Annotated in this window: 21 protein-coding genes; 16 read left to right on the plus strand and 5 right to left on the minus strand. The window is 50.8% G+C overall.

Features of this window, described 5'->3' with window-relative positions; genetic code table 11:
* Nucleotides 1-2,645, minus strand: a 2,645-nt coding sequence (gene gltB, locus ABYK60_RS00005; protein ID WP_372869647.1) for a glutamate synthase large subunit, incomplete at its 3' end; no start/stop codon positions are given.
* A 519-nt stretch (nucleotides 2,646-3,164) separates the two neighbouring features.
* Here gltB and ABYK60_RS00010 point away from each other — a divergent pair.
* Entirely contained in the window at nucleotides 3,165-4,127 is a 963-nt protein-coding gene (locus ABYK60_RS00010) for a TIGR01212 family radical SAM protein (protein ID WP_372869649.1), read from the plus strand.
* Between the two features lie 222 nt (nucleotides 4,128-4,349).
* Nucleotides 4,350-4,715: an Hpt domain-containing protein gene (locus tag ABYK60_RS00015; RefSeq protein WP_372869884.1), complete on the plus strand. Its 366-nt coding sequence runs from the start codon at nucleotides 4,350-4,352 to the stop codon at nucleotides 4,713-4,715.
* Here the strand turns inward: ABYK60_RS00015 and ABYK60_RS00020 are convergent, their stop codons facing one another.
* On the minus strand, nucleotides 4,716-6,269 hold the full coding sequence (locus ABYK60_RS00020; protein WP_372869651.1) for a diguanylate cyclase: 1,554 nt from the start codon (nucleotides 6,267-6,269) through the stop codon (nucleotides 4,716-4,718).
* A gap of 340 nt (nucleotides 6,270-6,609) precedes the next feature.
* Between ABYK60_RS00020 and oxyR the strand changes: the two genes are divergently transcribed.
* Nucleotides 6,610-7,527: a hydrogen peroxide-inducible genes transcriptional activator OxyR gene (gene oxyR / locus ABYK60_RS00025; protein ID WP_372869886.1), complete on the plus strand. Its 918-nt coding sequence runs from the start codon at nucleotides 6,610-6,612 to the stop codon at nucleotides 7,525-7,527.
* A gap of 22 nt (nucleotides 7,528-7,549) precedes the next feature.
* Here the strand turns inward: oxyR and ABYK60_RS00030 are convergent, their stop codons facing one another.
* Together ABYK60_RS00030 and mutH are read right to left on the minus strand one after the other, a co-directional pair.
* Nucleotides 7,550-8,629 carry an adenylate/guanylate cyclase domain-containing protein gene (locus ABYK60_RS00030; RefSeq protein ID WP_372869652.1) on the minus strand — a complete coding sequence of 360 codons (1,080 nt, stop codon included), beginning with the start codon at nucleotides 8,627-8,629 and terminating at the stop codon, nucleotides 7,550-7,552.
* 125 nt (nucleotides 8,630-8,754) lie between these two features.
* Entirely contained in the window at nucleotides 8,755-9,429 is a 675-nt protein-coding gene (gene mutH / locus ABYK60_RS00035; RefSeq protein WP_372869654.1) for a DNA mismatch repair endonuclease MutH, read from the minus strand.
* A 693-nt stretch (nucleotides 9,430-10,122) separates the two neighbouring features.
* On the opposite strand from mutH, the gene rppH reads away from it, so the two are divergent.
* From rppH to ABYK60_RS00080, 9 genes are all read left to right on the plus strand, one after another.
* Nucleotides 10,123-10,641 carry an RNA pyrophosphohydrolase gene (gene rppH, locus ABYK60_RS00040; RefSeq protein WP_372869656.1) on the plus strand — a complete coding sequence of 173 codons (519 nt, stop codon included), beginning with the start codon at nucleotides 10,123-10,125 and terminating at the stop codon, nucleotides 10,639-10,641.
* Nucleotides 10,642-10,678: 37 nt separating this feature from the next.
* The gene (gene ptsP, locus ABYK60_RS00045; RefSeq protein ID WP_372869657.1) at nucleotides 10,679-12,913 is read left to right on the plus strand and encodes a phosphoenolpyruvate--protein phosphotransferase; all 2,235 of its coding nucleotides are present in this window, start codon (nucleotides 10,679-10,681) and stop codon (nucleotides 12,911-12,913) included.
* A 47-nt stretch (nucleotides 12,914-12,960) separates the two neighbouring features.
* The gene (locus ABYK60_RS00050; RefSeq protein WP_372869658.1) at nucleotides 12,961-13,761 is read left to right on the plus strand and encodes a sulfite exporter TauE/SafE family protein; all 801 of its coding nucleotides are present in this window, start codon (nucleotides 12,961-12,963) and stop codon (nucleotides 13,759-13,761) included.
* Nucleotides 13,762-13,806: 45 nt separating this feature from the next.
* Complete coding sequence (gene thyA / locus ABYK60_RS00055; protein ID WP_372869660.1) at nucleotides 13,807-14,601, plus strand: thymidylate synthase; 795 nt, start codon at nucleotides 13,807-13,809, stop codon at nucleotides 14,599-14,601.
* Nucleotides 14,602-14,721: 120 nt separating this feature from the next.
* Nucleotides 14,722-15,897 carry a Na+/H+ antiporter NhaA gene (gene nhaA / locus ABYK60_RS00060; RefSeq protein ID WP_372869662.1) on the plus strand — a complete coding sequence of 392 codons (1,176 nt, stop codon included), beginning with the start codon at nucleotides 14,722-14,724 and terminating at the stop codon, nucleotides 15,895-15,897.
* Complete coding sequence (locus tag ABYK60_RS00065) at nucleotides 15,894-16,277, plus strand: hypothetical protein (RefSeq protein ID WP_372869664.1); 384 nt, start codon at nucleotides 15,894-15,896, stop codon at nucleotides 16,275-16,277. Before nhaA ends, ABYK60_RS00065 begins: the two co-directional genes overlap by 4 nt.
* Nucleotides 16,278-16,292: 15 nt before the next feature.
* On the plus strand, nucleotides 16,293-17,201 hold the full coding sequence (gene nhaR / locus ABYK60_RS00070; RefSeq protein ID WP_372869666.1) for a transcriptional activator NhaR: 909 nt from the start codon (nucleotides 16,293-16,295) through the stop codon (nucleotides 17,199-17,201).
* Nucleotides 17,202-17,284: 83 nt separating this feature from the next.
* Entirely contained in the window at nucleotides 17,285-17,524 is a 240-nt protein-coding gene (locus ABYK60_RS00075; RefSeq protein WP_372869888.1) for a succinate dehydrogenase assembly factor 2, read from the plus strand.
* Between the two features lie 37 nt (nucleotides 17,525-17,561).
* Nucleotides 17,562-17,921, plus strand: coding sequence for a protein YgfX (locus tag ABYK60_RS00080; RefSeq protein WP_372869668.1), 360 nt, complete (start codon nucleotides 17,562-17,564; stop codon nucleotides 17,919-17,921).
* On the opposite strand, the gene nadB is transcribed toward ABYK60_RS00080, so the two are convergent.
* Nucleotides 17,899-19,506, minus strand: a complete 1,608-nt coding sequence (gene nadB, locus ABYK60_RS00085) for an L-aspartate oxidase (RefSeq protein ID WP_372869670.1) — start codon at nucleotides 19,504-19,506, stop codon at nucleotides 17,899-17,901. The two genes, ABYK60_RS00080 and nadB, sit on opposite strands and share 23 nt — an antisense overlap.
* Nucleotides 19,507-19,693: 187 nt before the next feature.
* Here nadB and rpoE point away from each other — a divergent pair, with 187 nt between their 5' ends.
* The 4 genes from rpoE to ABYK60_RS00105 are packed head-to-tail and all read left to right on the plus strand — an operon-like array spanning nucleotide 19,694 to nucleotide 22,348.
* Nucleotides 19,694-20,272, plus strand: a complete 579-nt coding sequence (rpoE, locus tag ABYK60_RS00090; protein ID WP_372869672.1) for an RNA polymerase sigma factor RpoE — start codon at nucleotides 19,694-19,696, stop codon at nucleotides 20,270-20,272.
* A 51-nt stretch (nucleotides 20,273-20,323) separates the two neighbouring features.
* The gene (locus ABYK60_RS00095) at nucleotides 20,324-20,923 is read left to right on the plus strand and encodes a sigma-E factor negative regulatory protein (RefSeq protein WP_372869674.1); all 600 of its coding nucleotides are present in this window, start codon (nucleotides 20,324-20,326) and stop codon (nucleotides 20,921-20,923) included.
* A gap of 10 nt (nucleotides 20,924-20,933) precedes the next feature.
* Nucleotides 20,934-21,872 carry a MucB/RseB C-terminal domain-containing protein gene (locus ABYK60_RS00100; RefSeq protein ID WP_372869676.1) on the plus strand — a complete coding sequence of 313 codons (939 nt, stop codon included), beginning with the start codon at nucleotides 20,934-20,936 and terminating at the stop codon, nucleotides 21,870-21,872.
* Nucleotides 21,869-22,348 (plus strand): SoxR reducing system RseC family protein, encoded by a 480-nt coding sequence (locus tag ABYK60_RS00105; protein ID WP_372869678.1) that lies wholly within the window; start codon nucleotides 21,869-21,871, stop codon nucleotides 22,346-22,348. Before ABYK60_RS00100 ends, ABYK60_RS00105 begins: the two co-directional genes overlap by 4 nt.
* Nucleotides 22,349-22,411: the final 63 nt, after the last annotated feature.

Consider the following 22,411-nt stretch of genomic DNA (forward strand, 5'->3'; position numbering starts at 1 on the left):
AGGCGGTTCATGGCAATGGCCAGCGCCTCGTGGGCTTCCGGACTCAGAGCGCCAATACTCATGGCGGCGCTGTCAAAGCGTGGATACAGTGCCTTGGCTTCTTCTACCTTGGCCAGTTCAATGGCGGCGTCTGTACCTTTTACGCTGAAAAGGTCACGCAGCATGGCCACCGGACGCTCGTCCACCAGGCGGGCGAACTCTTTGTATTTGCTATAGTCGCGGCCATGGAGGGAGGCCTGCAGGGTGTTAACCACATCCGGGTTGAAGGCGTGGTATTCGCCACCTTCCACGTACTTGAGCAGACCGCCCTGAGGCAGTGCAACATGGGGGCGGAAAGCTGCCAGATGCAGTTGCTTCTGATCCTTGGCCAGATGATCGAAACCAACGCCTTCGATACGGCTCACCACGCCTTTGAAGCAGAGCTCAATCACGTCACGGGCAAGACCGATGGCTTCAAATTGCTGGCTGCAGCGATAAGAGGCCACTGTGCTGATCCCCATCTTGGACATGATTTTGCGCAGTCCCTTTTCGATACCGTAACGGAAGTTCAGCATCAGGGCGACCATGTCGTCGGCGTCGTTGCGCTTGGCCATATCTGCGATTGATTCATACACCAGATAGGGGTAGATGGCCGTGGCACCAAAGCCCAGCAATACCGCAAAGTGGTGTGGATCGCGGGCAGATGCGGTTTCAACAATGATGTTGGTGTCGCAGCGCAGGCTCTTGGATACCAGCATCTGCTGCACAGCACCGACGGCCATGGCGGCAGGGATCACCTGACGGTTTTTGGCCACTGCGCGGTCTGAGAGAACCAGCAGTGTGGTGCCGGTACGGGCCAGACGCTCCGCATCGTCGGTGATACGGCGGATGGCATTTTCCAGTCCTTCGGCTGGGTCGTAGTTCAGGTCGACAATATTGGCTCGGTAATAGGCTTTATCGAGCGACATCAACTGATTGAAGTCGGAGTACAGCAGTACCGGAGAGTTAAACATCACCCGGTAGGCTTTGCCCGTGGTTTCGTTAAACAGGTTTTGCTCACGGCCAACGCAGGTGGCCAGCGACATGACGTGCTTTTCACGCAATGGATCGATAGGCGGGTTGGTCACCTGGGCAAACTTCTGACGGAAGTAGTCGTACAGGGAACGCTGCTTTTTCGACAGCACTGCCATAGGGGTATCGTCACCCATGGAGCCCACGGCTTCTTCGCCCTGACGTGCCAGAACCCAAATCACCTGCTCAAGTTCTTCACGGCTGTAGCCAAACAGTTTTTGATACTGCAACAGGGTGTCACGGCTGAATTCGCTGGCACCGTGCTGCTCGCTGGTCATCTCTTCGGCCGGTTTCAGGGTGCGGCTGTTTTTCGCCATCCACTCCTTGTAGGGGTGACGGCGTTTGAGGTCGTTATCAATCTCAAATGACTGGTACAGACGGCCGTTAAGGGTATCGAGCACCAGCAGTTCGCCTGGGCCCACGCGGCCTTTTTCGACCACTTCATCGGGCTGGTAGTCCCAAATGCCCACTTCAGAAGCCAGGGTCAGGATGCGGTCTTTGGTGATCACATAACGGGATGGACGCAGGCCGTTACGGTCCACGGCGCAGGCAGCGTGGCGGCCATTGGTCATCACAATGCCGGCCGGGCCGTCCCAGGGCTCCATATGCATGGAGTTGAAGTCGTAGAAGGCTTTCAGCTCTTCGTCCATCTCTGGGTTACTTTGCCATGCGGGCGGGATCAGCAAACGCATGGCGCGGTACAGATCCATACCGCCGGAGAGCAGCATTTCCAGCATGTTATCCAGTGAGGACGAGTCGGAGCCGGTTTCGTTTACAAAGGGCGCGGCCTGCTGCAAATCGGGCAGCAGTGGCGAGTTGAATTTGTACGCACGGGCACGGGCCCATTGACGGTTGCCGGTGATGGTGTTGATTTCACCGTTGTGCGCCAGGTAGCGAAATGGCTGTGCCAGTGGCCACTTGGGCGAGGTGTTGGTTGAAAAGCGCTGGTGGAACAGACAGATGGCGCTTTCCAGACGAATGTCTGCAAGGTCTGGATAGAAGGCAGGCAGATCGGCGGGCATCATCAGGCCCTTGTACACAATCACCTGACCGGAGAGGCTGGCCACATAAAAATCTGGGTCGGCAGTCATTTGCTGCTCGAGGCGACGACGGGCCATGTACAGACGACGTTCCAGATCCTTTTCACGCCAGCCGATGGGGGCGTTGATCAGCACCTGTACAATGCGGGGCAGGCTGGATTTGCCGATATCACCCAGCACGTCCGGGTTAACCGGCACTTCGCGCCAACCGGCAATGCACAGGGTTTCTTTTTCCAGCTCACGCTCGAGCAGGAAACGGGTAGCGGCGACGCGCTCTTCATCCTGGCTTAAAAAGAACATGCCCACGGCAAATTTACGGGAAAGGTGCCAGTCGTTCTCGGCGGCAATGGCCTCAAAGAATTTGATCGGCAGCTGCATGAGCAGGCCACAGCCGTCACCGGTGCGACCATCTGAGGCAATACCGCCTCGGTGTTTCATGCGATCCAGTCCCGTAATGGCGGTACGCACAATGCGATGGCTGGCCTCTCCGTCCATCTGGGCTATCAGACCGAATCCACAATTGTCCCGCTCGAAACTGGGATGATACAAGCTCATACAAATCCCCCACCTAAAACCTCTGATTGATACTGCTCGGGGAATCACGCAAAAAAATAATAGATATGCACCCGAATCTCTCAAATTATCCTGAGAATTTACAAAGGTCAAACCTAAAGATTGCATAAAGTATGGGTAAAAAATCATGTTTCATACACTTATGATAATCAATTTACGTTAACGTCAACTGATAAGTTTGTCGTATAACATTATGAATAATAGCAATTTTAAAAATGTACACATTTCTGATTTACCAAAATGTAACAATGTGAGCCATTGTCTTTTGTTTGGGAATAGTGATTTTTTTTGCAAATACAGTCGCTCGCTGGTGCAGCTTGGTGGTTGACTAACTATTCAAAAAGCGTGATTAAGTTCCGTTTTGGGGATTTGATTTGGCGATGTGCATCACAAAAAGGTATTAAATAGGCTGTAATTGACCTGGATCCGGATCCTGTCAAGGGGAAGCGGCTAGAGTGCCCGCATATTTTCTTTGATGTGTTCTAATTAGCGGAGTTTGGCGTGGCCCAATCTGTATCTGTGTCTCCAGGCCTTGATGCACTGGTGAATACCTTTGGCAATGATTGTCGGAAGCGCTATGGCCGCCGGGTCCGAAAACTGACGCTGGATGCCCATTTCACCTGTCCTAATCGGGACGGCAATCTTGGCATCGGGGGGTGTACTTTCTGTCATGTGCCTTCCTTTAACACTGACGATGGTGAACGCTACAACATTAGCGCTCAGCTGCAGCGTCAAATGACCGGACAGGAAGATGAACTCTTCTTTATCTACTTTCAGGCTTATACCAGCACCTACGATGAAGTCTCAGTTCTGAAGGCTCGCTATGATGAGGCGCTGTCACTCGGTAAGGTGGCCGGGTTATTTGTCGGCACCCGGCCGGATTGTGTACCCGATAAAGTATTGGACTTGCTCGGCAATTACCGGGACAGAGGTATTGAGGTATGGCTCGACCTTGGTTTGCAGTCCGCCCGGGATGAAACCTTGCGGCGCGTAAATCGGGGCCATAGCTTTTCCGCCTATGAAGACGCTGTGATACGTGCCCGAGCCCGGGGTATCAAAGTTTGTACTCACCTTATTTTGGGGCTACCCGGCGAGGGACATGACGACTATCTTTTCAGTCATCAGCAGGTGTTGGAATTGGGGGTGGATGGCTTGAAACTGCATCCGCTGCATGTTGTGGAAGGCAGCACCATGGCCAAGCAGTGGCGCGCCGGCCGCCTTCAGACTCTGACGCTCCAGCAGTATGCTGACAGCGCTGCAGAGCTTATTTGCCGTACCCCTGCCCACATTATTTATCATCGGGTGACCGCACATGCCCGTGCGCCCCTGCTGCTGGCACCCGAGTGGTGTGGTCATAAGTGGTTGGGGCTGACTGCAATTACTGATCGTTTGGTAACATCCGGTGGCCAGGGCAGCCTGACTTCGTTTCCATTTCTCAAAAAGGCAGTGACGTCCGGAGGCTGAATCAAGCAAACTCATGCAATGCTATCTGACTGACCCTAAATCAAAAGTCTATAAAACAGTGGCACAGAATGATAAACGGTTAAATATTTGTTAATTTTAGGAAATAACAAACGATGTCAGGCTGCAGACGGTTGCACCCAAGGTCAGAGAGGGTATTATGTGCCCTATCAACGTTGGCTGATTAGCCGGTAAAAACTTCACTGACTTTAATAGGGGGCCATGATGGCTACTGCTGAACTGGACATGATCCTGGATCTCAATACGCTGGAACAATACTGCAGTGCTATCGGTGCCGGGACCCTGCTTAAGAGTGTTGTATTGTTTGAGCAGTTAATGCCTGAGTATGTCGGTAACCTGGTGAAAGCAAAAGAATCTGGTGATAAAGAGACTCTTTGTTCAGAGGCCCACAAATTCAAAGGTGCTGCAGGTAGTGTGGGACTTAAGCGCATTCAGCAATATGCTCAGTTGCTTCAGCATGGTGAAGATGCTGCATGGGATGCAGGCCACAATGAATGGTTACAGGCAATCTCAAACAATGCTTTTGAAGACCTTGCTGCACTGAAAAGTTTTCTGCAAACCAAAGCCTGATCAGGCTTGCATCGAGCGCTCGTCTTTGACCACATAGGGCTTGGCGGGCGCCAATTCAATCCGGCCTCTGCCATTCTCTTTAGCCCGGTATAACGCCTTATCTGCGTCTTCAATCAGTCTTGACTCTGGTTGATGGAAGCTATGAACCGTAGACGCAATGCCGATACTGACCGCACAGTGTATATTCCCTTGTGCTGTGATCACAGGTTTGGCCCGGATAGTATTGAGTATCAATTCTGCGATATGCAGCGCTCCCTGGCCGTGGGTATTGGGTAGGATAATGGCAAATTCTTCTCCGCCGTAACGGCACACGGCATCGGATGGCCGTTTAAGAACATAGTAAAGACGCTTGGCCACCACTTTCAGAACTTCATCACCCACCCGGTGGCCGTATCTGTCGTTAACCGTTTTAAAATGATCTATATCGATAAGTAACAAACTGATTGGGGTGGATTCTCTCGCGCTTCGTGAGAGCTCACTTTTAAACCTCTCATCAAAAAACTGCCTGTTTCTCAGTCCGGTGAGAAAATCGATGGCGTTTTTCTCCTGTAGTAATTTGTGTTGCAATTCCAGTTCACGTTGTTGATTTAGTAGCAATTCATAACGCTCTTCCAATAAATATGCCTCTTTATGGCGCACGATTTCTTTAAGTGTGGCTTTGGCGTTGAGTTTATGAGACGTGGGCTGATTAAGCTTTTGGCAAAGATAAAGCAATACCAACGTAGCCATTAGCAGTGGCAACGACGTGATAAAAGTAATGCTTTCAAGCTCTGGTCCAGACGACAGGGCGTTGGCAATAATAGCTGTAAGCAACTGCAATCCGGCAAGCAATAGCCACTCGCTTTCCTGCCTTTTCATAAATAGCTGCAGCAGAGCAAGTGAACTGATAAAGCATCCGGCCAATAGCACGGATAAGATTTGTGTTTGAGAAATGATGGGTAAAATCAGCGCCGCCACAGAGACTGTTATGGAGAAAAATGTGATTATAATCAGTGTTGTTCTTAATGATGGGATGAGCGCTGCACTGTAATAAAGTCGGTAATTTACCAGGGCTTGGGTGAGTGCAAGGCTTAATGGCCAAAGTGGGAGCAATGTATTGATGCTGGTTTGAGGGTACAGAAACGGAAGCAGGGCAAACAAACTTAGCAAAGCAATCGCAGTGAGTGGGGTTCGCGTCTTTGGTACCAGGCTTAATAATCCCAGTACCAGTAATAGGGCCAATTCTGAGCCGAGCAACAATAACATTACTGTGCTTTGTTGTTGGGTCCAGCTTATCCACCAGGATGTTTTCCAAAGAGTTTGGGGAAGATGTTTGCCTTGCAGATACAGGCTGACTTTTTCGCCTGCTTCAAGTTTTATGCTGACCTGATGCGCAGGCATGGGAAATGGTGCCTGAGTCATCCGTAATTCTGCAAGGTCCGTGCTATCGGCTCTGTGCAGGAAAAGTTTTGGAGTTGTTTGCCACAGTGGCTGTGTCAGTATGAAGGATAGTGTGTTCCGGGATTGATTATGTAGCGAAAGAGTTTGCCATGGTGAACCGTCCTCATTACGCAACGTATGGGATGGCAATTTGAGCGTTTCAGACTTGGGTGACGGCAGTGTTTGGTACAGTGGCGTTAAAGGCAGTTGCCTGTTGGCACCGGACAGATTGATAACCTCACCAAGTGAGGGCAAGGAGAAACACAACAGCAGCAAGGACAAAATCCCTTTCAGCCCCGACATTTGAGGATCCCTGTTCAAATAATCCCGTTAAGTCTAGTGCATCCTTATGGCTTAGCAAATTACAGGGCAGATATTGTTCACAGAACTGATTGCCGTGCTTATACAGCTGCGTTTAACTTGTGTTAGAGTTTCTTGGTTGATTCAATTCATTCCTGCGGTGGTAATCGATAAAATGAAACATCTTCCCAGTCTTAAGAATCTCTACTATCTGGTAAATCTCTATCAGGAACAAAATTTTAATCGCGCCGCCAAGATAAGTAATGTTAGTCAGTCTACGCTCTCAAGTGGTATCCAGAATCTTGAGGAACAATTGGGGCATCAGTTAATTGAGCGAGATCATAAATCATTTATGTTTACCGCCATTGGTGAAGAGGTGGTCGGACGGTGTCGAAAAATTCTTACCGATGTAGATGATTTGGTGGAGCTTGTGCGTAATCAGGGAGAGCCAATGACCGGAGAAATTCGGTTGGGGTGTATCCCTACCATAGCGCCATTTTTACTGAGCAGAGTGGTGCGCCACTGCCAACAGAATTATCCAGAGTTAGTGCTGTTGCTTAAAGAAGATACTACCGAGCGGCTGCTGGAAGCGTTAAGCAAGGGAGAGTTGGATCTCTTACTGCTGGCATTACCTGTGGACACCAGCGGATTTTTCAGCATGAAGGTAGGCATTGATCCGTTCAAAATGGTGGTTCACAGAGAACTGTCTGATGCAATGCATGACCCTGTGGATTATCAGACGTTACCCGATGAAAGCATTTTCTTGTTACAAAGTGAGCATTGCATTACTGGCCACGCAATAAGCGCTTGTCAGTTGGGGGATTCAAGTAAAATAAACCCCTTTGCAGCAACCAGTTTGCATACATTGGTGCAAATGGTGAACAGTAAGTTGGGAACCACGTTTTTGCCACAAATGGCCATAGACGCGGGTATTTTGAATGACACCGAATTGAAGGTAATGGATCCGCCTGGCAGTTCGCCTTATCGGGATATTGGCTTGGTCTGGCGGCAAACTACCAGCCGAATTCGTACTTTCCGAACCCTGGGACTGGAAATCGAGGCATTGCTGGGTAAGGAAAAGACCCGGGATTAAAATATTAATGCCATCCGGCTGATTAATCAGGCTGCCGTTTTGGTGTCACACCAAATACTTCAATGGAGTGTTGTTTGCCCTTGAGTTTTACCGGTCCCATGGCGGACAGTTGATAGTCGCTGTCTTCAGCTTCGAGTCGATTGGCAAGCGCTCCGGAGATAAGCATACGCTGCCCCAGTGGATTGCACTGATCTTGCAACCGCGCCAGGGTATTCAATACGTCGCTGAAGAAACTGATTTCCTGTTTTTGTACGCCAACCACGGCTGCTACTACCTGGCCACAGTGAGCAGCAGCCTTAAATTTTGGTACAAAACCATAGTGTTCTTCGAAATACTGCCGTTGCCAGTTGAGTTGTTGGCTAAATTCCCAATAGATGTTCATACATCTGTCGTCTTTCACCCCTTCATGGAGCGGCCAGTGAATAAGCACGGCATCGCCCATATAGCGATAAATCTCAGCTTCGTTGCTGGCAACAGTGTCTGAGAGCAGGCTGAAACTGTCCTGGATTAAACGGCTGAACCGATAATCCCCCAGCGATTCTGCATGGGTGGTACTGGCAACCATGTCCAGATAAAGGAAGAGCCGTTGTTCGTATCTGGGCTTGTGGTATTTTCCGAGTCCGATATTGAAAAGCACTCGGGGGCCTACCAGCAACGCCATCTGCTCCAGAAAGGCAAGCCCCATTCTGACTACCACCAAATAGACAATCAAAGCCTGAAATGAAGGGCTGTAGAGCACATGCACGGTCAGCATTTGCCTCAGAGTTGTCATGTGGTTCTCAATGGCCCACATATTCAAAAACTGGGTGATATAAGCAAGGGTAGTGGCGCCAAGCAGTAAAAATAGCCCTTTGAATAATACCGAGAATAAATAGGGTAAACGATTGATTGCACTGAAGTCGGCAATCAGATTCGACATCCAGTGCAGGCTACCGAAAATGATGCCCATGTAAATCGCAAGAGTCGCCAAATCGGCTGAACCAACGGCCCACTGAGGCAGATCCTGTGTTTGGGCGTATCGGAAGAAAACGAACGCAGCCATGGCAATGCCCCAGGCCAAAATGGCAAACAATAGCTTTTTAGCCTGACGACTCGCTCTCACGACAGTTTCGGTATCCGATAAAGGTATTACAAAGAAAGGGGTAGTTTATAGAAAACCTGTGCCTCATTACCAGCCTTTGTCGTGATCTTAATCAAGGCTTGCGGCTATATTGGGCATAGCGTCGGTCAATAACCAAATGCTTGGCGTAATATTGCGCTGGTGAATGGGATTTTAAGATAAAAACCCCTTGGGTTGGTTAAACCTACGGTACCATCTTCCATAATACATTCGGTTTTGGCTGCTGCATTGGCTGCTTTTGGGCGCAGTTGCAATACTTCTCCATGGCGTGCCGTGAGGGTACTGACTTGGCCCAGGGCGATTAATTCAAGAATTTCTTCCCAATCTTGCCTGAGCAGTTGTTCTTCATCTTGATTTGGGCTCCAAAGCACCGGTGTACCTACGCGTCTTGCAGCCAACGGAATGTTTCTGTCTCCTTCAACCGGGATCCACAGTACCCGTTCAAGTTTGTGTTTTACCAGACTGTGCTCCCATCTCATGCCGCTTACATTCATCAATGGGGCTACACAGACGTAAGTTGTTTCCAGTGGTTTGCCCTGTGCATCGATGGGAATGGTTTTGAGCTCAACTCCCAGATGTAGAAAATCCTGCTCCGGGCGTGATCCTGCCTGTGCACCTAACTCCTGCTCGATCAACTGCCCGATCCAGCCTTTATCACGCTTTAGATTATTCGGTACGGGCAAACCCAGACCCGCCGCCAATTGGCCAATGGAAAGTCCCGCCATTTGGTAGGCGCGGCAAAGAAGTTCTTCGAGAGTTTGTGGCGATCGTGCTGTGGTCATAGGCGGATTTTAACCCCTTTGGGGATAAGATCAATCTTGGTTGTTTTTTGTCCTCCCGTTTTCGTTGGATAAGTTTTAATGTGTGTTTTTATATTAATGTGCTGATATTAAAGAAAATAAATTTTTCGTAATAGTGTGTCGAAGAATTGGCAAAAAGTTACCCGCTGTCTGCCCCATCTTTCCTCACATATTTATCCACAGATTTATGGGATAACTTGAAATAAATCGTGCATTACCCCACTTAAAATGACCTGTCAATGAAAAAAAAACGCCATTTTGTTCTGTTTTTGACGGCTGCCAACCTTATTCATGTGTATAAAATTGACTTTGCTTCAGCTGGTATTAGTCACATTATTCAGCTGCTTTTTTTTTGTGCGATCTTCAGGGTGTGGCTGTTTCTTTATTGAGGTAATGATAAAAATAACTTTAATAACATGCAGATGAGCTTTGATTGTTGCCATTTGGATCTTTATGGATCTGGGTTAATAATGAACACATTCCGGTTTTGTTACCAGTTGCCTACAGAGATATCCACAGTTTTTGTGGATATGATCGGTTTACTGTTGCAGCCTCTGTTGATAATCGTCCCGGTCGTAAAAAATTATCCAAAGCTTTAGCCTAAATAGGAGTTTGCTGCCAGCTTGGCTTTGTGAAACAATCCTTTCATTACGATTTGTCTATTTTGGAGTCCATGTGATTGATAGCGACGGCTTTCGCGCAAATGTGGGCATCATAATCTGTAACTCTTTTGGCCAGGTAATGTGGGCCAGGCGATTCGGACAGCACTCATGGCAATTCCCTCAGGGTGGGTTAGATGATGGTGAAAGTGCGGAAGATGCTATGTATAGGGAGCTTTATGAGGAAGTTGGTTTAAGGCCCGAACATGTGCAAATTTTGACGTCTACCCGCTCATGGCTCAGGTATCGTTTGCCCAAACGTCTGGTTCGTCAGGACAGCAAGCCTGTATGCATAGGCCAAAAACAGAAGTGGTTTTTACTGATGCTCAAGAGTCCGGAAAATGCCATTAACTTCAATTCGACTGGTCATCCTGAATTTGATGACTGGCGATGGGTCAGTTATTGGTATCCGGTACGTCAGGTGGTTTCGTTCAAACGGGACGTTTACCGTAAGGTGATGAAGGAGTTTGCGCCAACCGCCCTGGCTTTACAGACCCGTGAACAGCCAAGGGGCAAGCGTATTAAGGGACGTTAGCTATAAAGGCGCGCCGACAGTCGAGGGGGATCTGCCAGTGCTCAATACGTTAAGGGATATTACACAATCTGTGGCTTCGGCGCATACGCTCGAATTGGCGCTGGAGTCACTGGTAGCTCAGACCAAGGCTGCCATGGATACAGAGTGTTGTTCTGTGTATATCCTGGAGAAGCAGCAACTGGTGTTGTCGGCCACCGATGGTCTGGAAAAAAACGCTGTTGGTCGGGTGCGAATGCCTGTCACTGAAGGGTTAGTCGGTTTGGTTGCTGAACGTGAAGAAGCTATCAACCTTGCCGATGCTCACCTCCATCCCAGATTTAAATTATTTCCTGAAGCCAATGAAGATGAATACCGTGCTTTTTTGGCTGCTCCCATCATTTATCAGAAGCAGCTGCTTGGCGTGATTGTGGTTCAACAAGCCCAGGCTCGTCAGTTCAATGAAGGTGAAGAAGCCTTTTTAATGACACTGGCAGCCCAGCTTGCCATGGCAATTCGTGGCCTCAAGCGGCGGGCTGAAGTGCATTCCCTCGATGAGCAGATACTTTTTACCGGAACCAGTGCATCTCCTGGAGTGGCTATCGCTCATGCCCTGGTGTTGGGTGGCGAGATTTCGTTACGTCAACCTGATCTCAAGGGGAAAAGCAGGGATGCAGAATCGGAACGGCTTCGTATCGCAATAAGCCGGAGCCGTGATGCGCTCTCGGCGCTTGCACAGCGTTTTGATGGTGATCAGGATGATGAACTCAATTCGATTTTTACCTCCCTGCAATCTCTGCTGGAAGACGAAAGTCTGGGCGGCGAGTATCAGCGTGAGGTAGCCAATGGTTGGAGTGCTGAATCAGCAGTCAGCAGGGTGTCCCTGCGTTACATTGCCCAATTTGAGACCATGGAAGATGCATATCTACGTGAGCGGGCAAGCGACATTCGGGAATTGGGGCAACGGGTACTACGGCAACTTATTGAGCCGGGGCGAATGGCATTAGATCCCGACAAGCCGGTTATTTTGGTGACCAGGGAAGCTGATACCGGGATCTTGGCTGAGTTTCCTCGGCAGAAGCTGGCTGGCATTGTGACAGAGCTTGGTGGTGTGAACTCGCACGCTGCGATACTGGCGAGGGCATTGGGAGTGCCGGCCATTATCGGCGTTGAACAGGTATTACAGGCTAATCTGGATAAAAAGTTATTGGTGCTCAACGCAAGTAGAGGCCTGTTGATGGTGTCACCATCTCCGGCTGTCGTGGATGAATATCGAAATCTGATCAGTGCGCAGAGGGCGCTGGCAAGGCAATATGCCGATGAGCTGAATGAGCCTGCGATAACCAAAGATGGTCATCGGATACACCTTTATTTGAATGCGGGGCTGATGAGTGGAGTGGCCACTGAAATCGCTGATGGTGCGGATGGAATAGGTCTGTATCGCAGTGAAATTCCCTTTATGTTGCAACAGCGGTTCCCCTCTGAATCTGAACAGGTCAAGGTGTATCAAAGCGTGCTGCAGTCTGCCGCGGGGCGGCCTGTAGTGATGCGAACGCTGGATGTGGGCGGTGATAAGCCCTTACCTTATTTCCCCATCACCGAAGAAAATCCGTTTTTGGGATGGAGGGGAATACGCTTGTCGTTGGATCATCCTGAGCTGTTTTTGGTGCAACTGCGCGCAATGATGCAGGCCTCGGGAGATGGTGACAATCTTAAAATTCTGCTGCCGATGGTGAGCAGTATTGATGAAATTGACGAAGCACTTTTGTATCTTGAACAGGCGTTTAATGAACTTAAAGCAGATATAAACCCTTCACTGAAACGTCCACCTATTGGTGTGATGTTGGAAGTACCTGCACTGCTGTTTCAGTTATCCGAGGTGGCAAAAAGGGTCGACTTTGTATCCGTTGGCAGTAATGATTTAACTCAGTATTTGCTTGCGGTAGATCGCAATAACCCCAGAGTCAGCAGCTTGTTTGACTCATTCCACCCCGGGATCTTACGGGCCCTCAGACAGGCCTTGGTCGATTGCCGTCAGCTCAATCTTGAGGTCAGTGTGTGTGGTGAACTCGCAGGGGAACCCATGGGGGCGCTACTGTTGGTCGCTATGGGTTACGATCAGTTGTCCATGAACCAAGGTAGCCTTGCCCGCGTCAATTATTTGCTGCGCAGGGTGGAGCGACGTGAGCTGGAGGCTTTGTTGGAATTGGTATTGCAAATGTCCAATGGCAATGATGTGCGTGAACTGGTGCGGGAATACCTGGATACCCGTAATCTGATATCCCTTCTCGGCTAAGCTTATGTGGGTTATCCGGCCAATAAAAAAGACAGAAAGGTTTGCTGGTGGATAAAGTGCTTTGGGTGGTTGGCTGGTGCGTACTCCTGGGGGGGCTTGTAGGCTTCATGGCTGGCCTTTTGGGGATTGGCGGTGGCCTGATGATTGTACCGGCGCTGCTGTATCTTTTACCAAGGGTTGGTTTCGGCGCTGAGTTTTTGCCACATGTGTCTATAGCCACTTCTCTTTGTGCGATTATTCTTACTTCCTTGTCATCAGCCAAGGCTCATCATGGCCGTGGGAATCTTGATTTTGGGCTGTTGAGAGTGCTGGCACCGGCGGTACTGCTTGGTGCTTTGGCGTCTGGATTTGTTTCCGAGAGGATCCCCGCTGACACCCTTCGGCAGGCGTTTGCTGCATTTGTGATCCTGATGGCAGCACAAATGGCTTACCCTGTAAAAACGGAGTCGATACGTTCATTGCCGAATGGTAAAGCTCTGTTTATTATTGTGTTTATTATCGCTTTGATAGCTGGGCTGATGGGGATCGGCGGTGGTGTTCTGCTTGTGCCCCTGCTCACCTTTTTTGGTGTCGTCATGAGGGTCGCAGTGGGCGTTTCCTCCGGTACGGGTTTACTTATTGCTATCGCCGGCAGTCTTAGTTATGTCGTTGCGGGTTGGAATGCAGAGGGTCTTCCGGAATATACCCTCGGTTATATCTATCTGCCTGCATTGATTGGTATTGTATGCACCTCTGTACTTACTGCGCCTTTGGGCGTCAAGGCGGCAACTCACTGGCCCACTGCAGTACTAAAAAAAATCTTTGCGTTGCTGCTGATCTTGATTGGCATACGTCTTGTGATGGGCTAACGCATTCGTCCTCTATTTGAATTTGCGTAAACAGGAAGCGCGCTGATGAAGCAATATCTTAATTTAATGCAGCACATTCTCGATAAGGGCACTGACAAGAGTGACAGAACCGGAACCGGTACCCGTTCAGTGTTTGGTTATCAGATGCGCTTTGATCTTAACGAAGGTTTTCCGCTGGTCACCACCAAGAAGTGCCATCTTCGCTCGATTATTCATGAATTACTTTGGTTTTTGCAGGGTGATACCAATGTGGCTTATCTGCGTGAAAATAAAGTAAGTATTTGGGACGAGTGGGCCGATGGAAATGGCAACCTCGGGCCGGTTTATGGCGCCCAGTGGCGCAGTTGGCCAACACCGGATGGCCGCCATATCGACCAGATAACCCAGGTGATTGAACAGATTAAGTCCAATCCTGACTCACGCCGCCTGATTGTGTCGGCCTGGAATGTGGGTGAGCTCGATAAGATGGCACTGGCGCCCTGTCATGCGTTTTTCCAGTTTTATGTGGCTGATGGCAAGCTCAGCTGCCAGCTGTATCAGCGCTCCTGCGACGTGTTCCTGGGCTTGCCATTTAACATCGCCAGCTATGCCTTGTTGACCATGATGGTGGCACAGCAGTGCGATCTGGATCTGGGCGACTTCGTCTGGACCGGAGGCGATACCCACCTGTACAGCAATCATATGGAACAAACCCGGTTGCAGCTCTCCCGTGAGCCACGTGCACTGCCCACAATGACCATTTTACGTCGTCCAGAGTCGATTTTTGACTATCGCTTCGAAGACTTCGAACTCAGCGGTTATGACCCTCATCCCCACATCAAGGCTCCAGTTGCCATCTAGTTGATTAAACTTTCGCCTGATACTTCGGAAATATCGAGGTATCAGGCAGAAACATACGATTATGTTTGTTAGTCTGATTTCGCTACACTCAGGACATTAGGTTTCTTTGGGAGTAACGAAATGGATAAGGCTATTCGTAATTTTTTGAGCCAGGAGTCTGCCGGTGGCATCTTGCTGCTGGTGGCCGTTGCACTGGCAATGTTGCTCGCCAACTCACCGCTTGCCGGCCTGTATCAGGGTTTTCTGGACACCGAAATGCAGGTGCGTTTTGGCGCGTTGGACATCAATAAGCCGCTGCTGCTGTGGATTAATGACGGCCTGATGGCGCTGTTCTTCTTGCTCATTGGTCTGGAAGTTAAACGCGAGCTGCTGGAAGGCGCGCTGTCGAGTCCGGCCAAGGCGTCGCTGCCTACCTTTGCCGCCATCGGCGGCATGCTGGTGCCTGCGGCCATTTATCTTTTCTTCAACTATGCTGACCCCGCTACCAAGGTAGGCTGGGCTATCCCGGCTGCCACCGATATCGCCTTTGCGCTGGGTATTATGGCGCTGCTGGGTAATAGGGTGCCTGTGGCGCTGAAGGTGTTTCTGTTGGCGCTTGCCATAATTGATGACCTTGGCGTAATTGTGATTATCGCGCTGTTTTACAGCACAGATTTGTCGATGTTGAGCCTCATTATTGCCGCTGTGGCCGTTACCGGTCTGGTGGCGCTTAACCGTAAGGGTGTGACTGCACTCACCCCCTACGGTGTGCTCGGTATCATCCTCTGGATTGCCGTGCTCAAATCCGGCGTACATGCGACCTTGGCCGGTGTGGTGATTGCTTTCTGTATTCCGCTGCGGGCAAAAGATGGCAGTTCGCCGTCTGAGCATTTGGAGCACAGTCTGCACCCCTGGAGTAACTTCCTCATTCTGCCTGTGTTTGCCTTTGCCAACGCCGGCGTGCCACTGGGTAATGTGGGACTCGATAGCCTGACTTCTCCCGTGCCAGTGGGCATTGCGCTGGGCTTGCTGCTGGGTAAACCTATTGGGGTGATGGTATTTAGTTACATCGCGGTGAAATTGCGTCTGGCTGAACTGCCTCAGGGCATTGGTTGGCGCCAGATTGCCCCTGTGTCGGTGATGTGCGGTATAGGCTTTACCATGTCAATGTTTATCGCTTCACTGGCATTTGAACATGGCGCAGAAGCCTATGGGGATCTTGCGCGTCTTGGTATTCTGCTCGGTTCGCTGTTTGCAGCAGTTATCGGTTACTTCTGGTTGTCTAAAGTATTGCCTCAAGCGGGAGAAAAAGCATGAAGATGAAATTAGTCTCTGTAATTACTCTGTCTTTGCTATCGGGGGGCGCCGCAGCCTCGTCTATGGATAAGTGTCTAAAAGACAGTAAGGGTGAAGCCTGTCAAAGCTACCTGGGGGGCGTGGTAGATGGAGCCCTGATGTATAAAACCAGCGCCCTTGGAGCCAGGCCTCAAAGCGATGGTTTTGAGAGCCGGGCCCTTAAATACCGAGGAGGAAGCCGCTTTCAGGATGCCAATCGACGTTTTTGTGCAGACCGAATTCCGGACCGGCAGGTATTGCTTGAAGGCCTTTCTGAGGCGGTGAATTCCGGGGAAGTACAGGACCAGAACGGTTTGACCCAGGCAATGTACAGTCTGCTTGATTGCCAGCGCCTCAAATAAGGACGCCTGATCCAGATGCAGCACCTCAATTATAACCATCTGTATTACTTCTGGATGGTTCAGAGTAAGGGGTCGGTGGCCAAGGCCGCCGAGGCCCTGTGTCTTACGCCTCAGACGGTAACCGGTCAAATCAGGGCGCTGGAAGAGCGTCTTGGTGGGGCTCTGTTCAAGCGGGTTGGCCGCCAGCTGGAGCCAACCGAGCTTGGCGAGCTGGTATATCGCTATGCCGACAAGATGTTTAATCTGAGTTACGAGCTTTTGGATATTCTCAACTATCGTAAAGATGCCGCCATGCTATTTGAAGTGGGTATTGCCGATGTGTTATCCAAGGCGCTTTCAAGCAGGGTGTTGCTCAGTGTGTTACCTACCGATGGCAGTATGCGTCTGGCCTGTTATGAAGCTACCCATGAGACTCTTATGACCCGGTTGCGCGAGCACAAGTTGGATATGATTTTGTCTGACTGCGCCGGTGAGTCGATCAAATATCCGGAAATCCTGTCTAAAAAGCTTGGCGAGTGTGGGGTTAGCTTTTTCTCTGCAATGGATTACAGTAAGCCGTTTCCTGCTTGCCTGGAGCAGGATAAGTTACTTATTCCGGGTAAGCGGACCAGCCTTGGGCAACAGTTGCATCGCTGGTTTGCAGAAAAGAATCTTGAAGTCCGTATTCTTGGCGAATTCGATGATGCCGCTATGATGAAAGCATTTGGATTTTTCGGACAGGGTATTTTTGTCGCACCTTCCATTTATAAGCAGGATATTCTCGGACACGGAATGCGGCTGCTGGGAGAAACCCAGGATGTACGTGAGGAGTACCACGTCATATTCGCTGAGCGGATGATCCAGCATCCTGCAGTGAAAAGGCTATTGGAAACCGACTTTACTGATCTGTTTGCTGGAAGGGACAGTCAGGTGCAAAAGTTTTGAGTCGCTGGTCATAGCGCCGTCGATCCTGATAGACTTAGCCGCAGTTTTTCCGAGGTTAAAGGAAGCATCAAGTGACTGAAGTTATGAGTATCGCCAGGGTTCGCTGGGCCTGTCGTCGCGGTATGTTGGAGTTGGACGTGTTGTTTCAGCCCTTTGTTGAACAGTACTACGAAGCCTTGAGCGACGCAGACAAAGCGATATTTGTGCGCCTGCTTGAGTGTGAAGACCCTGAGCTGTTTGCCTGGTTTATGGGCCATGAAAAGTGCCAGGATCCTGAGCTTGCCGCCATGGTGATCAAGGTTCGTGGACGCGAGGCGCCATAGATTTTCACTCCGAGCCTCCCGGGATCAGTATTTCAGCTTGCTGATCCTGTGGTCGCTTTTCCTTACCAGCTTGCTCGCCTGGCCTGCCTATTTATCTCTGTCTCTGAGAGTGTTGCAAATCGCTATATTTATCCTTATCAGCGGCTATTTTGTGTGCCGATTGCTTCATCTGAAGCATTGGCGCTGGCAATTCAGTCTTGATGCCTTTGGCTGCCTCGAAGACGCGCGGGGCAGGCATACTCTTAACCGTCACTGGGTGACGCCCTTTATGTGTCTGATGCTGATAAACAATCAAGACGGCGGGCGCCGTCTTGAATGTGTGTTTGCTGATATGCTCAGCGATGGCGATTATCGCGACCTGTGCCGCACCTTACTTAGCGCTCGGGGCTCAGAATAGTCGGGCCTGAGTGCTCGAGCTTTTCGGGATGATCCAGATTGCAATGCAGCCCCCGGCTCTCTTTACGTGCCATGGCGCAGCGAATAATCAGTTCAGCCACCTGCACCAGGTTGCGCAGCTCCAGTAAATTGTTGCTGACACGGAAGTTGGAATAGTACTCCTGAATTTCCTGTTGCAGCATGGTTACGCGCCTGAGCGCCCGCTCCAGGCGTTTATCGGTTCGCACAATGCCAACGTAGTCCCACATAAACAGGCGCAGCTCGTGCCAGTTGTGGGCAATCACCACTTCTTCATCAGAGTTACTCACCCGGCTCTCATCCCAGGCGGGTAAGGAGCCCGGCATAGGAATTTTCCCGATCAGGCTTTCGATATCCATGGCGGCAGCGCGGGCAAACACCAAGCATTCCAGCAGCGAGTTACTGGCCAGACGGTTGGCTCCGTGTAGGCCGGTGTAAGCCACTTCACCAATCGCATACAGACCATTGAGATCGGTCTGGCCGTGCAGGTCAGTCATCACCCCTCCACAGGTGTAGTGGGCGGCTGGCACAATTGGGATAGGCTCTTTGGTGATATCCAGCCCTAATTCCAGGCAGCGGCTGTGGATGGTAGGGAAGTGCTTGATGATGAAGTCGGCCGGTTTGTGGCTGATGTCGAGATACATGCAGTCGACACCCAGGCGCTTCATTTCATAGTCGATGGCGCGGGCAACGATGTCGCGGGGAGCAAGTTCGGCGCGCTCGTCAAAGTCCGGCATAAAGCGGCTGCCATCAGGACGGCGTAAATACGCCCCTTCGCCACGCAATGCCTCCGTGAGGAGGAAGTTTCTGGCTTCTGCATGGAACAGGCACGTTGGATGAAATTGGTTGAATTCCATGTTGGCAACACGGCAGCCAGCACGCCATGCCATAGCGATACCATCACCGCTGGCCACATCCGGGTTGGATGTGTACTGATACACTTTTGAGCTGCCACCGGTGGCTAATGCTACAAAGCGAGCCTTTACCGTTTCGACCTGCTCAAGACTGCGGTTCCACACATAAGCCCCCAGTACCCGGTTACCAGCGCGCCCCAGTTTGCGACTGGTAATCAGGTCAATAGCGTTGTAACGCTCGAGAACCTGAATGTTTGGATGAGTTGCTGCCAGCTCCTGCAGCGTCGTTTGAACAGCTTTGCCCGTTGCATCAGCGGCATGGAGAATACGTCTGTGGCTGTGGCCACCTTCTCGGGTCAGGTGATAGGGCTGTGCCTCATTGGTGATGTGCTCTTCCTTATCGAAGGGGACTCCGCACTTAATCAGCCATTGCATCGCACCTTTGGCGTTTTCTGCTGTAAAAGTGACAACTGCTTCATCGCAAATCCCTGCTCCGGCGACCAGGGTGTCGGCTACATGGGACTCAATGGTGTCACCTTCATCGAATACCGATGCGATACCACCCTGGGCATAGTAGGTCGATCCCTCACTCAATGGCCCTTTGGATAACAAAATAACCTTCGCTTTTTCAGCAAGATGGAGAGCCAAGGTCAAGCCAGCGGCGCCGCTGCCAATAACCAGAATGTCTGACTGGTGTTCAACTGCTTGTTTCATCGGGTATCATGACGGATTCAAATGTCCCGCTATGATAAACAAAGTTGGGATTTTAGGGTACTTGCCCCGATCAGGGTTTTTTTAATAAAAATTGCAGAACTTTTTCAAGACACGCTGGTCTACATAAATAGTTATGATTCGAGCGACTGAAAAATCAGTGTGTTAGATTTGGGAGAAGTCGGCTCGGATGAGTGGACAAAAAAGCGATCAAGAGCTCGTAGAGCTGGTTCAGCGCGGAGATAAAAACGCCTTTAATCTACTGGTGTTGCGATACCAGAGCCGGGTAATCAACCTGATATCAAGGTATGTGCGTAATCAGGCCGATGTGGCCGATGTAGCGCAAGAGGCCTTTATCAAAGCATACCGGGCACTGGCCAACTTCCGTGGCGAGAGTGCGTTTTATACCTGGCTGTACCGCATCGCGGTCAATACGGCGAAAAACCATTTGGTATCTCAGGGGCGCAGGGCACCTGCCAACGATGTGGATGCCGATGAAGCCGAATATTATGACGGCAGCGATGCATTAAAAGAGTTTGCCTCACCGGAGCGGCTGATGTTGTCTGACGAAATCAAACGAGTGGTGTTTGAGACGTTGGAAGAGTTGCCCGAGGAGTTGAAGATGGCCATTTCTCTGCGTGAGCTCGATGGTATGAGCTACGAGGATATCGCTAACGTGATGGAGTGCCCTGTAGGTACCGTCCGCTCGCGAATTTTCCGTGCAAGGGAAGTGATAGACAGGAAGCTGCAGCCACTGCTGGAATCCTGAGGAGCCTCGGCTCCATCAGCCATGTTTTACACCCTTTAGAGAGACTTAAAAATGGAAAAGATCGGACAGGAATGGGTATCTGCAAGTGTTGATGGCGAAACCGATCGCCAGACTCTCGCTGAGCTTGCTGCGGATACAGATTCTCGTGCTCAGTGGCAACGTTACCATTTAATTGGTGACGCCATGCGCGGTGATATACCTGAAAGCCTGCATCTTGATTTATCCTCCCGAATCGCGGCTGCCCTGGAAGCTGAACCTGTGATATTGGCTCCGCAAACTACGCAAACTAATAGTGGCGCGCAACAGCAGAAAGCGCTGGTCGTGCCCTTTATGCGCCAGCTAGGCCAGTATGGCATCGCGGCGGCTGTGGCCTTGATGGCAGTGGTTGGCGTGCAACAATATCAGGGTGCTGAGGAGACAGATCCTTTGCCCGTGCTCAACACCCGTCCGCTGATGGGGGCTGCTACCCCGGTAAGCCTGCAAACCGGCCCGGTAGTAAATCAAAGTCAGGGGGCTGGCAATGAACAACTTCTGGAGCAACGTCGCCGTATTAACGCTTATTTGCAGGATCATATGTTGCAGCAGAGATTGAACAGTGGTGTGGTTGTGGATGACAATAGCGAGGTGCCCCCAGTACCCGTTAATCGCTGAAGGAGTTAGCTTGCGATTCATTCTCCTGGCCCTTGTGGCCCTGGTTCTGCCCGCAGCGGCCGAGGACCTTTCCGCTAAAGCCTGGCTCGAATCCATGAGCCGGGCGCTCAATCAAGAACAATTCAAGATGTCGGTCATTCACCTGCAGGCAGATCATATTCGTCCTATGGTTTACCTTCATGGCAAGGTGGCTGGTGAGGAAGTGGCCTTTCTTGAACATCTGAATGGCCCTATTAAAAATGCGGTGCGCATAGGCCATACAGTGACCTTTATCGATCACGACCAACCCGCTTTCAGCGTTAATGCAGATCGGATCCAGGGGCTATGGCCCACTGTATTTGCCGGCAATATCAGCGACATCGAATCCGGATACCAGTTTGTACTGGGTGGCCGTAGTCGCATTGCCGGGCGTCCCGGGCAGCTTATCCGTTTTATTCCCAATGACACGCACCGTTATCCGTTGCAGGTTTGGCTCGATATGGAAACCTTTCTGCCGCTGCGATATGAACTGCTGACGGAAGAGAAGGAACTACTTGAACAGATTATGGTCGTCGAACTGATTGTGCTTGAGGAGCCCGCACCCTTGCTGGTCGAAGCCGTGAAGCAGGATTGGCCGCCCGTCATAAGCCAGTTGGACAGACACGATGGCCAAAACTGGACCTTCAGCTGGTTGCCGGAAGGGTTTCGCATTGTCGCGCGGGATCATCATCGCTTGATGGGCTCACAGGAGCCGGTTGAATATGTGGCACTCACCGACGGTGTCGCCAATATTTCGGTGTACGTGGGCCGTGCGGGTTCAATCCCCATGCCCGATGAGCTTCTTACACGTAATGGTCTTGGGCTGGTGACTGAAAAGGTCGGCAATGCGGAGGTGGTTGCGGTTGGCAGGGTACCCATGGCTACCTTAAGCCGCATTATTCGCAGTCTGGCACTGGATAACCCTTCATGATGGAAGAACTGGCCCGGGTAGTTCGGGTCGAATCCTCCGGATGGCTGACGGTCGAGGTGGAAGTCAAAACCGCCTGTGGCCACTGCGCTGCCAGCGAAAACTGTGGTACTGGCGCAATAGCCAGTGCCTTTGCCGGTAAAACCCAGCAGTTCGCCATCAAAAGCACTGAAGCCTTCGAAGAAGGCGAGCTTATTCGCCTCGGTCTGCCGGAATCCAGCCTGCTCAAAGCCGCAGCGCTGGTGTATATGTTGCCGCTGGCCGGTTTGCTGCTGGGGGCCGTGGGCGGAAAAATGGCTGGCTCCGCTTTAAGTTTTGGCAGCGAATCCGCCAGTGTGGTGTTTTCGTTGCTAGGGGCTATTGTTAGCTGGTTTTGGGGCAAGCGGCTTGCCAAAAATCTTGAGCATCAGACTCAACCTGTCATTCTCGCCCGCCTGGGTAAAGCGCTGGAACCCACTTGCCTGACCAAAGCTGTCTGACTTTCCCGCGGATCAGATTGGTATTGCCCCCGTTATCGGGTACAATTTCGCACCTTTGATTTT

Origin of the sequence: Shewanella sp., assembly GCF_041630135.1 — a bacterium.
Classification (GTDB): Bacteria; Pseudomonadota; Gammaproteobacteria; order Enterobacterales; family Shewanellaceae; genus Shewanella.